Origin of the sequence: Nocardiopsis sp. FIRDI 009, assembly GCF_003386285.1 — a bacterium.
GTDB lineage: Bacteria > Actinomycetota > Actinomycetes > Streptosporangiales > Streptosporangiaceae > Nocardiopsis.
The window spans coordinates 179,205-190,652 of record NZ_QPNC01000018.1; the positions used below are offsets into that span (position 1 = coordinate 179,205).

The 11,448-nt window shown below is 69.0% G+C and carries 12 protein-coding genes and 1 pseudogene; 8 read left to right on the forward strand and 5 right to left on the reverse strand.

Translation table 11 applies throughout. The features are described 5' to 3' along the window. Window positions 1–77 precede the first annotated feature (77 nt). From DVR05_RS16140 to DVR05_RS16160, 5 genes are all read left to right on the forward strand, one after another. Entirely contained in the window at window positions 78–803 is a 726-nt protein-coding gene (locus DVR05_RS16140) for a hypothetical protein (RefSeq protein WP_198659211.1), read from the forward strand. A gap of 324 nt (window positions 804–1,127) precedes the next feature. Beyond that, the gene (locus DVR05_RS16145) at window positions 1,128–1,895 is read left to right on the forward strand and encodes a HipA family kinase (RefSeq protein WP_116246710.1); all 768 of its coding nucleotides are present in this window, start codon (window positions 1,128–1,130) and stop codon (window positions 1,893–1,895) included. Continuing rightward, complete coding sequence (locus DVR05_RS16150; protein ID WP_116246711.1) at window positions 1,892–2,329, forward strand: DUF3037 domain-containing protein; 438 nt, start codon at window positions 1,892–1,894, stop codon at window positions 2,327–2,329. Before DVR05_RS16145 ends, DVR05_RS16150 begins: the two co-directional genes overlap by 4 nt. Before the next feature lie 163 nt (window positions 2,330–2,492). After that, window positions 2,493–3,746, forward strand: coding sequence for a multidrug effflux MFS transporter (locus DVR05_RS16155; RefSeq protein ID WP_116246736.1), 1,254 nt, complete (start codon window positions 2,493–2,495; stop codon window positions 3,744–3,746). A 157-nt stretch (window positions 3,747–3,903) separates the two neighbouring features. Continuing rightward, entirely contained in the window at window positions 3,904–5,874 is a 1,971-nt protein-coding gene (locus DVR05_RS16160; protein ID WP_116246712.1) for an AMP-binding protein, read from the forward strand. Window positions 5,875–5,952: 78 nt separating this feature from the next. On the opposite strand, the gene DVR05_RS16165 is transcribed toward DVR05_RS16160, so the two are convergent. From DVR05_RS16165 to DVR05_RS16175, 3 genes are all read right to left on the reverse strand, one after another. Continuing rightward, on the reverse strand, window positions 5,953–6,294 hold the full coding sequence (locus DVR05_RS16165; protein WP_116246713.1) for a hypothetical protein: 342 nt from the start codon (window positions 6,292–6,294) through the stop codon (window positions 5,953–5,955). 87 nt (window positions 6,295–6,381) lie between these two features. After that, entirely contained in the window at window positions 6,382–7,044 is a 663-nt protein-coding gene (locus DVR05_RS16170) for a response regulator transcription factor (protein WP_116246714.1), read from the reverse strand. Next, window positions 6,996–8,264, reverse strand: coding sequence for a sensor histidine kinase (locus DVR05_RS16175; protein WP_116246715.1), 1,269 nt, complete (start codon window positions 8,262–8,264; stop codon window positions 6,996–6,998). Before DVR05_RS16175 ends, DVR05_RS16170 begins: the two co-directional genes overlap by 49 nt. Window positions 8,265–8,519: 255 nt before the next feature. On the opposite strand from DVR05_RS16175, the gene DVR05_RS16185 reads away from it, so the two are divergent. From DVR05_RS16185 to rnhA, 3 genes are all read left to right on the forward strand, one after another. Further along, window positions 8,520–8,963 (forward strand): SMI1/KNR4 family protein, encoded by a 444-nt coding sequence (locus DVR05_RS16185; RefSeq protein ID WP_116246717.1) that lies wholly within the window; start codon window positions 8,520–8,522, stop codon window positions 8,961–8,963. Window positions 8,964–9,072: 109 nt separating this feature from the next. Further along, window positions 9,073–9,741: a peptide deformylase gene (def, locus tag DVR05_RS16190; protein ID WP_116246718.1), complete on the forward strand. Its 669-nt coding sequence runs from the start codon at window positions 9,073–9,075 to the stop codon at window positions 9,739–9,741. Between the two features lie 407 nt (window positions 9,742–10,148). Beyond that, complete coding sequence (rnhA, locus tag DVR05_RS16200; protein WP_116246719.1) at window positions 10,149–10,622, forward strand: ribonuclease HI; 474 nt, start codon at window positions 10,149–10,151, stop codon at window positions 10,620–10,622. Between the two features lie 81 nt (window positions 10,623–10,703). On the opposite strand, the gene soxR is transcribed toward rnhA, so the two are convergent. Together soxR and DVR05_RS16210 are read right to left on the reverse strand one after the other, a co-directional pair. Next, window positions 10,704–11,171, reverse strand: coding sequence for a redox-sensitive transcriptional activator SoxR (gene soxR, locus DVR05_RS16205; RefSeq protein WP_116246720.1), 468 nt, complete (start codon window positions 11,169–11,171; stop codon window positions 10,704–10,706). 37 nt (window positions 11,172–11,208) lie between these two features. After that, window positions 11,209–11,448 (reverse strand): annotated as a pseudogene (locus tag DVR05_RS16210) (ABC transporter ATP-binding protein); the annotation flags it as partial.

An 11,448-nucleotide genomic window follows, 5' to 3' on the forward strand; every position in this document is an offset into this window, starting at 1 on the left:
TACCCGTTTCGGTCGGCACGGTCTGGGACACAGCGCGCGCGAGGTGTGCGACCGCATTCGGTGGAGAGGGGCGTGACATGGAGGTTCCCACCCCGGGCCTGCACGAGGGCGATCCTCGTCAGTTGGGCGGCTTCCGCCTGGTCGGCCGGGCGCGCACGTCCTCTCTCGGCGTGGTCTACCTGGGGCGGGACGCGTCGGGGGACCAGGTGAGCGTGGCGGTGCTCAACGCCGGCGCGTCCGGTGATCCCCAGGCGCGGCGGCGGTTCGCACGGGCGGTCCGTGAACGGGGGGACGTGCTGGCGGCCCGTACCCGGGGGCGGTCGGTGCTCTGGGTGGCGGTGCCCGCGGAGACGGACGGCCCCGGTGCCGAGGCGGTCCTGGAGGAGACCGCGCGGGGCGGGCCGGCGGGTGACGGCGGTCCCGTGGTCCAGCCCTACTGGGCGGGGGAGCGCCGCGGTTCGGTGGTGCCGTGGACTCCGTGGCGGGCCCGCCGGGACAGTGCGGTCGGCGCGGGCGCGGCGAGCCTGTGGCTGGCGGCCGCGCTGGGGGTGCTCCTGCTGGTGCTCATGCTCGGGGGCACGTCCCTGATCGGGTGGATCTCGACGTTCCCGCGCCCGGAGATTCCGCGGCCCGGGCAGCAGGTGGAGATCGATCCGGAGGGGTCCGAGCCGGCGGGGGAGCCGACCCCGGCGGAGGAGGGGGAGGAGGAGGCCCCGGACCCGCGGACCGACGGTGGGGAGACGGAGGTTCCCGAGCCGAGGGTTCCGGAGGAGCTGGAGGGGGATCCCGAGGACCACCTCTAGCGGTTCGGCGAGAAGAAGAAGGGGGCGCCGTGGGGACGGCCCCCTCTCTGTTCGCGATGATAGAAATCTACATCGTAAAGGTGGCGGAGCTGATTTCCTCAGCCCCAGAAAGAGAGATATCGCGCGGCTACGCCGCACGCCCTCCAAAGAACCCCGCACTCGGGCGTGGCGGCCCTCTCAGGGGTATGTCCTAGAACGTGTTCAGCGTTGCGTAAGAGGACTTGTGAGGCAAGAGGTGAAGGTGGGGTCGGGGATGACGGATCACGCGCGCCAGCGGACGTGTCAGGGGTCCGCGCTCCGGTCGTCCGGGTCGGTGCGGTCCCTATGCTGGTCCGCGTGCTGAAAAAGGTGATCGCGACGCGGTACGTCCTGCCGCTGCGCGAAGGAGGTTCGCTCCCCGGGTTGGTCGAGGCCGACGACCTGGGGATGTACGTGGTGAAGTTCGTCGGTGCGGGGCAGGGCCGCAAGACGCTGGTGGCCGAGGTCGTCACCGGTGAACTCGGACGGGCCCTGGGACTGCCCGTTCCGGAGTTGGCGCTGGTCGAGATCGACCCGGTGATCGGCCGGGGAGAGCCCGACCCGGAGGTGCAGGAGCTGATCAAGGCCAGCGGCGGGCTCAACCTGGGAATGGACTTCCTGCCGGGGTCGCTCGGTTTCGACCCGCTCTCGGTCGAGGTGGAGGCGGACTTCGCCGGGCGGGTGCTGTGGTTCGACGCGTTGACCGGAAACGTCGACCGTTCGTGGCGCAACCCCAACATGCTCCTGTGGCACGGGAGCCCGTACCTGATCGACCACGGGGCGACACTGATCTTCCACCACAACTGGGCCGGGGCCGAGCGCTACGTCACCCGCCCCTACGACGCGCACGACCACGTTCTGGCGGGGTCGGCGCCCGACCTGGCCGCCGCTGACGCGGAGCTGGCCCCGCGGGTGGACGAGGAGCTGCTGCGAGGGGTGGTGGACCTGGTGCCGGACGAGTGGCTGTCGCAGGAGCCCGGCTTCGGGTCGCCCCAGGAGGTCCGGGACGCCTACGTGCGGCATCTGCTGGCTCGGGCCACGGACCGCTCCTGGCTTCCGGAGGTGGCCCGATGAGCGAGGCCAGGCGGTACAGCGAGGCGGTGACGACCGGCCGCGTGGGTGAGGAACGCGACCGGGCGGTGTTCGAGTACGCCCTGGTGAGGGTGGTACCCCGGCTGGAACGGGGGGAGTGTGTCAACGCCGGGGTGGTCGTGTACTGCCAGGAGCGGGCGTTCCTGGCGGCACGCACGGCGTTGGACGAACGGCGGTTGCTGGCCGTGGACCCCGGGGTGGACGTGGCCGGTGTACGTCGTGCGCTGGAGTCGTTCGAGGTGATGTGCGCGGGGGGAGCCCGGGCCGGTGCGGTCGGGCGTGAGCGTCCGGGGCAGCGGTTCCGGTGGCTGACCGCTCCGCGGAGCACGATCGTGCAGACGGGGCCGATCCACGGTGGTCTGACCGAGGACCCGGCGGCCGAGGTGGAGCGGTTGTTGGACCGGCTGGTGCGGTGAGGCCGTCGGGGTAACCGACATCACAGGCGGTCGGAGGGTTGTGGGGGACAGTTCCTCCGGTGTGTGGTGTTGGTAGTGGGTGGTCCGTGTTCGGGAGCGTTCCCGGGTGCGGACCACCCCTGTTCCCCTCTCCTCGCCGTGCATTGGAGTGCCCGTGCCGTCTTTGAACGCCTCGTCAACGCCCGCCGATGCCAGTGGGTCGGTTCCCTCCGGTGGGTCCCGCTCCCGGGGGTGGGTCGCCGGGTTGGTCCTGGTGCTGGGTGTGCTGACGGCGGTCGGACCGTTGGCCACCGACATGTATCTGCCGGCGTTTCCGGAGATCACGCGTGATCTGGGGGCGACGGAGGGGCAGATCCAGTTGACGCTGACGGCGATCATGCTGGGGATCGCGGTCGGTCAGTTGGTGATCGGCCCGATGAGTGACGCCTGGGGCCGGCGTAGGCCGTTGCTGGTGGGTGTGGCTCTGTTCACGGTGACGTCGGTGCTGTGCGTGTTCGTGCCGGACGCGACGGTGTTCGCGGTGGTGCGGTTCGTGCAGGGGGTGGCGGGTGCCGCCGGTGCGGTGATCGCGCGTGCGGTGGTGCGTGATCTGTTCTCCGGTGACGGTGCGGTGCGGTTCTTCTCGCGGTTGGCGCTGGTGATGATGTTGGCGCCGCTGTTGGCTCCGTTGGTGGGGGCGCAGTTGCTGCTGGTGGGTCCGTGGCAGTTGAGTTTCTGGGTGCTGGCTGGGGTGTCGGCGGTCAGTTTCGTGTTGGTGCTGGTGTGGTTGCCGGAGAGTCTGCCGGTGGAGGAGCGGCGTGCGCGGGGGCCGCGGGAGTTGGCGGTGACGGTGGGGCGGCTGCTGGGTGATCCGCGGTTCGTGGGTCCGGTGCTGACCGTGGGGTTGAGCTTCGGGATGCTGTTCACGTACGTGTCGTCGTTTTCGTTCGTGTCGCAGGAGGAGTTCGGGGCCTCGCCGCAGACGTACGCGTGGCTGTTCGCGGTGAACTCGTTGGCGATGATGGCGGGTACGCAGCTCAACGGTGTGTTGGTGGGGCGTGTGGAGACGCCGCGTCGGTTGGCTGTGGGGTTGGTGGTGGCGCTGGCGGCGGTGGTGTCCCTGTTGGTGGTCGCGCTGGCGGGTGTGGCGTCGTTGGGGCTGGTCGCGGGGTTGCTCGGGCTGATGATGTTCAGCGTCGGGTTCATCATGCCGAACGCGACGGTGCGGGCTCTGGACGGTCAGCCGGTGGCGGTGGCCGGTACGGCGTCGGCGTTGATGGGGGCGTTGCAGTTCGCGTTGGGCGGCGGTGTGGCGGCGTTGGCGGGGTTGACGCCGTCGGGTGAGGCTTCGGTGCGGAGTATGGCCGTGGTGATGGTGGCGGCGGCGGGGTTGTCGTTGGCGGCGTTCGTGTGGTCGGTGCGGTCAAAGGTCCGATGACCCTGGGTATGGGCGGTCTGCGCTGGGTTTTTGGCGGATCGCTCCGGGTTGCCGTCGGGTGGGAACTCCGGGCACAGTAGGCGTTCTGTTCCCCTTTTGTGTGGCGGCCCCGCTCTGTGGTGGGTCCGTCCTCCGACGTGGCAGGTGATGTGTGGGTATGGGCGAGGCGAGTGTCAGCCCGGGTGTGCGGGTTCGGGAGCTGTCGGGGCTGGGTGACCTGGTGTATGAGGCGGCCCATGCTGACGCCCACGCCGAGGTGTTCTCGGTGCCGTTGGACGAGGGTTGGGAGCGGCGGACGGCGGGTGCCTTCGCCACGGATGTGACGGGGATCGCCAAGGGTCTGGTCGCGGCGGGTGTGTCCGAGGGTGATCGGGTGCTGGTGGTGTCGGGTACGCACCACGACTGGGCGAGGTTGGCGTTCGCGGTGTGGTCGGTGCGGGCGGTGCTGGTGCCGTTGTCGTCGTCGGCGTCGGTGGAGCGGGTGACGCACGTGGTGCGGCAGACGCGGCCGGCGGCGGCGGTGGTCGAGGGTGAGCGGTCGCTGCGTGCGGTGGCGGCGTTGCAGCGGGAGTTGCCTGATCTGGGTCGTGTGTGGCGGTTGGAGGAGGGGCTGCCGGAGGTCGTGCGGTTGGGGGCGTACATGGACGCCTCGGCGGTGCGGTTCCGTCGTGACGCGACGATGCCCGAGGACGCGGCGGTGGTGCTGTATCCGATGAGTACGGTGTCGCGGCGGATGCGGGGTGTGGTGCTGTCGCACGGTGCGTTGTTGTCGGCGGCAGCCGGTGTGGTGGATCGGATGTGGCCTCGGTTGTCGGAGTTGGAGCCGGGGCGGGCGAGTGCGCTGTTGGATCTGCCGTTGTCGGAGATCTCGGGGTTGGCGTCGTTGTTGGCCTGTGTGGTGGGCCGGGTGCGGGTGGGGTTGTCCGCGCCGGGGTCGTTGACGCGGTTGGTGAAGTCGTTCCGGCCGACGGTGCTGGTGTGTACGCCGGGGTTGCTGGAGCGGGCCTATGAGGTGGAGCGCAGGCGGGCGCACTCGACGGGGTGGGATTCGTTGGGGACGTTCAACGCCGCGGCTGAGGCGGCGGTGCAGTTCGACCGGGCGCCGAAGAAGGGCGCGTGGCGGCGGTTGTCGCGGTCGATGTATGACTGGTCGTTCGCCAAGATGCGGGAGATGTTCGGTAACCGGGTGCATCTGGCGGTGTGCTGGGGTGGGGGTCTGTCGCAGCGGTTGGATGAGTTCTTCGGCGGTGTGGGTGTGCCGGTGATGCAGGTGTTCGGTGTGCCGGAGACGGCTGGTGTGTTCACGGCGAACGCGGTGGGGGACCGTTCGGCGGGGTCGGTGGGGCGTGCTCTGCCCGATCGTGAGGTGTGGGTGTCGCGTGAGGGCGAGGTCCACGTGCGCGGTGGTGGTCTGTTCTCGGGGTATTGGGCTGATGGTGAGGCTTCGGGGACGGCGTTTCGTGAGGGGTGGTTGGCGACGGGGGTGGTCGCTGAGGTCGATGAGGCGGGGTTTGTTCGGGTGAGTGGCCGGTTGCGGCCGCAGGCGGCGACGGCGGAGGTGCCGGGGCGGTTCGTGCCGGTGGCGGGTGCGGTGGAGCCGTCGGTGCCTGCTGTTGCGGCTGAGGGTGGTGGGGTGCCGGAGGAGGGGGGTTCTGGGGCTCCTGTGGTGTCGGTGGTCGGGGAGCCGGAGGGCGGGTCGGCCGTTGCTGCGGTGGAGGGCTCGGATGCGGCGCTGGTGGCGGAGTTCGAGGCGCGGTTGCGGGCGCATCCGTTGATCAGTCAGGTGTTGGTGATCGTGGAGGGGCGGCCGTTCGCGAGTGCGTTGGTGACGTTGGTGCGTGACCAGTTGGAGTACTGGCGGTTGGTGAACGGGCGTCCGTTGTCGATGGCGCCGGAGGAGATCGCGGGGGATCGGGATCTGCTGCGGGAGGTGCAGGGGTTGGTGTATGAGGCCAATCGGAGTGTGCCGCGGCATTTGGCGGTGCGGTCGTTCCATGTGTTGGCGGAGGAGTTCACGGTGCAGTCGGGGTTGGTGGCGCCGTCGGGTGAGTTGCGGCGTGATGCGGTGTTGCGTGCGTTCGCTGAGGAGATCGACGGGTTGTATCGGGTGCGTCGTGATCAGCGGTAGGGCGTTGGGGTAGGTTCTGTCGTCGGCGAGGCCGCGACCCTGGGTGGGTCGCGGCCTCGCCGTTGTCGTGTGTGGGGGTCAGGGGTGTTGTCGCCAGCCTTGCTGTTGGGCTTGGAGCAGGTTGGTGAGGTGGAGGTGCAGTTCGTTGGCGATGTCGCGGCCTTCGCCCCAGTCGATGAGGCCGAAGTTCATGCTGGTCGAGACGCGCATGTGGGTGCCCTGGGGGAGGGGGTGGAGGTCGACGAAGACGGTGAATCCGAAGGTGCGCAGGCTGATGCGGGTGGAGAAGGTGTAGCGGCGGCCGTCGGGTGTGGGGTTTCCCGGGCCTGTGGCCTTCTTGGTGTGCTGTACGGCTGAGGGCAGCGTGTTCCACACCTGGTTCGGTGGGAACGGGAGTCGGTAGTCGTGGGTCGCGGTCATGGTTGTCATTCCTGGGGTGGGGGAGCGTCCGTGGTGGGTGCTTTGGGGTGGTTGGTCTTTGGGGTGGTTGGTCGCGTGGTGGGGTTCTCAGGCTGGGGGCATTTTCGTGGAGGACAGGTAGGCCAGGACGGCGAGGACGCGGCGGCTGTCGTCGGCGGAGGGTGGGAGGTCGAGTTTGGTGAAGATGTTGTTGATGTGCTTGCTGACGGCTTTTTCGGTGATGTAGAGGCGGGCGGCGATGGCGGAGTTGGAGCGGCCTTCGGCCATTTCGGAGAGGACTTCGCGTTCGCGGGGGGTGAGTTGGGCCAGGGGGCCGCTCTGGTCCTGGCGGGCGAGGAGTTGGGAGATGACGGCGGGGTCCATGGCGGTGCCGCCGGCGGCGACGCGGCGGACGGCTTCGATGAACTGGCCGATGTCGAGGACGCGGTCCTTGAGGAGGTAGCCGACGGCGCCGGTGTCGTCGGAGAGGAGTTCGCGGGCGTAGAGCTGTTCGACGTGCTGGGAGAGCACGAGGATGGGCAGGCCGGGGATCTGGGCGCGGGCGCTGAGGGCGGCTTGGAGGCCCTCGTCGGTGAAGGTGGGTGGGAGGCGGACGTCGACGACGGCGACGTCGGGTTTGTGTTCGGTGAGGGCGTTGTGGAGATCGGGGCCGTTGTCGACGGCGGCGACGACGGTGCAGTCGTGGGCTTGGAGGAGGCGGATCAGTCCGTCTCGGAGGAGGGCAAGGTCTTCGGCGATGACAACGCGCACGGGATCTCCAGGGTCACGATGGTGGGTCCGCCTGGTGGGCTGGTGATGTTCATCGTGCCATCGAATGCGTCGAGGCGGCGTTGGATTCCGGTGAGGCCGCTGCCGGGGGTGGGGGTGGCGCCGCCGGTGCCGTTGTCGGTGAGGGTGATGACGAGGCGGTTTTGGCCGTGGTTGATGCGGATCCAGGCGTGGGTGGCGTGGGCGTGTTTGGCGGTGTTGGTGAGGAGTTCGGCGATGGCGAAGTAGGCGGCTGATTCGACGGGGTCGGCGGGGCGGCCGTGGAGGTCGACGTTGACGGTGGTGGTGAGGGGGTGGGTGAGGGCGAGGGCGTGGACGGCGCCGTCGAGTCCGCGTTCGGCGAGCAGGGGTGGGTGGATGCCGCGGACGAGGTCGCGGAGTTCGGTGAGGGCTTGGCGGGTGGTTTCGCGGGCTTCGGTGAGCATGTCGCGGGCGGTGGCGGGGTCGTGGTCGATGATTTGTTCGGCCATGCCGAGGTTCATGCCGAGGGCGACGAGGCGGGCTTGGGCGCCGTCGTGGAGGTCGCGTTCGATGCGGCGGATTTCGGCGGCTTGGGTGTCGATGGTGTTGGCGCGGCTGGTGGCGAGGTGGGCGACGCGGGCGGTGAGGCGGGCTTTTTCGTTGGGGGCGAGGAGGAGTCGGTTGAAGGCGAGGTAGAGGTGGAGGGCTTTGGGGGCGGTGTAGTAGGCGAGGTAGGTCAGGAGGGCTCCGGTGAGGAGGGGGATGAGGGTTTGGGTGGTGGTGTGGGGGGTGTAGAGGCCGTAGAGGGGTGCTGTGGGGTTGAGGGTGTGGAGGATTTGGTAGAGGCCGTGGGTGAGGAGGGCGGTGGGGATGGCGATGAGGAGGAGGTTGGCGGGCGCGGCGGTGAGCCAGAGGATGTCTTTCCAGGTGGCGGGGTCGGTGAGGAGGGTGGTGGCGCGGCGTAGGACGCTGCCTTGGGGGATGGGGCGGTAGGCGGAGGGGACGGGGCGGTGGGGGAGGAGGTGGCGGAGGGTTCGGCGTTGGGCGTTGGCGAGGGTGCGGAGGAGGGTGGTGGTGAGGATGACGAAGGGGAGGCCGATCCAGACGAGGGTGAGGATGGCTGAGGCGAGGATGAGGGGGGTGAGGAGGAGGGCGGCGGTGTTTTGGGACAGGAGGAGGAAGAGGTAGGCGAGGGTGGTGAGGGGGCCGGGGCGGTGGGTGCGGTGGTGTGTGGTGGTCATGGTTGGTGTGGTGGTGGGTGTCCTTGTGGGTGGGTGGTGGGTCTATTGAATCGTGGTGGGGTGGGGGTGTGCATGTGGGTGGGTGGGGTGGCGGTTGGTTTTTGGGGTGGGGTGGTGGGGGTGTGGGGGACAGTTGGTGGTGGATCGGTTGGTTGTGGGGTGAACGGGGCGTGGCCTGGGGGTATGCGCGGTGGGTGGGTGGGTTTTCGGGTCGACTCGCCGTCGGCGATTTCCCGTGGGTTGCCACGACCTGTGATGATCGGGGGTGTGTGGCGTGAACTGATCCTGGAGATGTATCCCGAGGCCGATCTGCGTGATGCGGCTGATGAGGTGGCCCTGGCGGAGGTGGAGCGGCGGTTGATGCTGCCGTTGCCGTTTGAGTTGGCGTCGTTGTTGCGTGAGACGGATGGGGTGGTCAATGAGTATGGGGACGCTGTGGTGTGGGATGCGCGGCGTCTGGTGGAGGACAATCTGGCGATGCGTGCGGAGCCGGACTATCTGGAGTTGTACGCGCCGTTCGACGAGATGATCTTCTTCGGTGATTCGGACATGGGTCCGCAGTTCGCTTATGTGCATACGGACTATGGGCCGGGGATCGTGGTGTGGGATCACGAGACGGATCGGCGGCGGTTGGTGGTGGTGTCGTTGCGGGACTACCTGGCGCGTTGTCTGATCCAGGGGAATTCCTGGTTCCGTTGACGTGGTGGGTACTGTGCGTGGTTGACCAGCCGTTTCGTGCTATTTTTCGGGTGTTGGGGTGGTGTTGTGCCACCTGTTGTCTCCCCGAGCACGTTGTGAGAGTAGGACCATGTCGGAGCAGTCCACGCCCGCGCAGGTGGCCGCCGTCGTTCAGGGGCGGGAGGTGGCGGAGTTTCCCGTGTTGGCGCCGGAGGCGGCGCGTGGCCGGGTGCTGCGGGTGACGGTGACCGGTGAGGAGGTGCTGCACCGGCGGGGTGTCGATGTGCCTGAGGAGATGTTGGGCGGGGCGGAGCTGGGGCAGTTGGTCGACGATATGTTCCGGACGATGTACGCGGCTGAGGGTGTGGGGTTGGCGGGCAACCAGGTCGGGGTGGATTGGCGGTTGTTCGTGTATGACTGCCCGGATGATGATGGTGTGCGGCATGTGGGGCACGTGATCAATCCGGTGTTGGATGAGCGCGATGTGGATGACGCGGTCGTGGTGGAGAGTGAGGGATGCCTGTCGGTGCCGGGGCCGCACGCCGATCTGGGGCGGGCCGAGCACGCGACGGTGCGGGGTGTGGACCGTGACGGCGCGCCGGTGGTGATCAGCGGTAGTGGGTATTTCGCGCGGTGTCTGCAGCACGAGACCGATCACACGTTGGGGCGGTTGTACGTGGACCGGCTCTCCAAGCGTGAGCGCAAGCGGGTGCTGAAGAAGATGAACGAGATGTCGGCCGGTGTGTTCGAGCGGCGTCAGGTGCGTGCGGCGGAGTTGGAGCGTGAGTTGGCGGGCTGAGCGGCTCGTCGGTGTGCGGGGGTGTTCGCGGTGGTGGCCGCGAACACCCCCGTCGTCGTTTCGGCGTTCGTGGGCGCCGCGTGCGACGCAGGACTCGTTGCCCTCGGGGTCGGCCAGGGCGGAGCCGTCGGGTCGGCGTCGGTCGTCGATGAGGGGGCGGTCGGTCTCCGGTTCGCGGGTGTGGCCGGGGGGTGGCTCGGCGGTGGGGGCGGCGCGGTCGATGGTGAGGGTGTGGGGTTCCGTTCGGTGTGGTCGGTGGGTGTGGGGCGGGTGGGGGCCATTGGTGGGTTCGGTGGTCCGGGGTGGGGGGTGTGGGGGTTCCACTGGGGTGGAGTGGCTCTGTTTGTGGCCTGGTTTTGGTGGTTTGTGGTCTTTTTGTGATCGGTGGGGGCGGTAGATTGCCCGGCATGGACAACGGGGAGGACCAGGTCGACCTGGAACAGCGGGTGGTCATCTACACCGACGGGGCGTGCAGCGGCAACCCCGGCCCGGGCGGGTGGGGTGTGTGGCTGCGCTACGGCGCGCACGAGAAGGAGTTGTACGGGGGCGAGGAGAGCACGACCAACAACCGGATGGAGCTGATGGCGGCCATCCGGGCGTTGGAGAGTCTGACGAGGCAGGTGCCGGTGGTGGTGCACACCGACTCCTCCTACGTGCGTGACGGGATCACGTCGTGGCTGGCGAACTGGAAGCGGCGCGGGTGGCAGACGGCGGGCAAGAAGCCGGTGAAGAACGTCGACCTGTGGCAGCGTTTGGACGAGGTGGCCTCGCGGCACGACGTGGAGTGGCGGTGGGTGCGCGGCCACAGCGGGGATGAGGGCAACGAGCGCGCGGACGCGTTGGCGCGGCGCGGTCGGGACGAGGCCGCCGCGGGGGTGTAGCGATCGCGTGCGCGCCGGCGGTGTCCGGTGCGGGCGGTTGAGGTGGTGGCGGTGGCCCGGTGGGTCGCCGCCACCGGTGTGTCAGGGGGTTTTGTCCTTGAGGGCGTCGACGAGGAGTCGGCGGGCGCCGGGTCCGGTGGTGGACAGGACGTCCTCAGGGTTGGACAGGGTGCACGAGTCCAGGGACAGGCAGCCGCAGCCGATGCAGTTGGTGAGGTCGTCGCGTAGGCGGGTGAGTTGGTTGATGCGGGTGTCGAGTTCGTCGCGCCACTGCTGGGACACGCGCGCCCAGTCTCTGGGGGTGGGGGTGCGGTTGTCGGGCAGGGAGTCCAGGGCCTGGCGGATGCGGGCCAGGGGGATTCCGACGCGTTGGGAGATGCGGATGAAGGAGACGCGGCGCAGGGTGTCGCGGCGGTAGCGGCGTTGGTTGCCGGTGGTGCGTCGGCTGTGGATGAGACCTTGGCGCTCGTAGAAGTGCAGGGCGGAGACGGCGACTCCGGCGCGTTCGGCGACCTGTCCGACGGTGAGTTCCTTGGCGATCGGTGGCACGTGCCCATCCTAGGGCGTGTGTGCGGGGGGTGTGGGGTCAGCGGGGTGGGGTGCGGTGGGGGCCGTGGAGGGCGTAGAGGCGGGCGTAGGCGCCGCCGCGGGCCAGGAGTTGGCGGTGGGTTCCGGTTTCGGTGACGCGGCCGTGGTGCAGGAGGAGGATGCGGTCGGCGGTGCGGGTGGGGTGGGCGGTGATGTGGATGAGGGCGGTGGTGGGCGGGGGCGTGGGGGGTGTGGGGTCGGTGTGGATGAGTAGTGGGGGGTGGGTGGGGTGGGGTTC

Coding starts and splice junctions, on each gene's coding strand:
- def (WP_116246718.1), top strand. CDS start 9,073: ATGTCGGAGCAGTCCACGCCCGCGCAGGTGGCCGCCGTCGTTCAGGGG.
- DVR05_RS16160 (WP_116246712.1), top strand. CDS start 3,904: ATGGGCGAGGCGAGTGTCAGCCCGGGTGTGCGGGTTCGGGAGCTGTCG.
- DVR05_RS16145 (WP_116246710.1), top strand. CDS start 1,128: ATGCTGGTCCGCGTGCTGAAAAAGGTGATCGCGACGCGGTACGTCCTG.
- DVR05_RS16165 (WP_116246713.1), bottom strand. CDS start 6,294: ATGACCGCGACCCACGACTACCGACTCCCGTTCCCACCGAACCAGGTG.
- DVR05_RS16175 (WP_116246715.1), bottom strand. CDS start 8,264: ATGACCACCACACACCACCGCACCCACCGCCCCGGCCCCCTCACCACC.
- rnhA (WP_116246719.1), top strand. CDS start 10,149: ATGGACAACGGGGAGGACCAGGTCGACCTGGAACAGCGGGTGGTCATC.
- DVR05_RS16150 (WP_116246711.1), top strand. CDS start 1,892: ATGAGCGAGGCCAGGCGGTACAGCGAGGCGGTGACGACCGGCCGCGTG.
- DVR05_RS16140 (WP_198659211.1), top strand. CDS start 78: ATGGAGGTTCCCACCCCGGGCCTGCACGAGGGCGATCCTCGTCAGTTG.
- DVR05_RS16185 (WP_116246717.1), top strand. CDS start 8,520: ATGATCGGGGGTGTGTGGCGTGAACTGATCCTGGAGATGTATCCCGAG.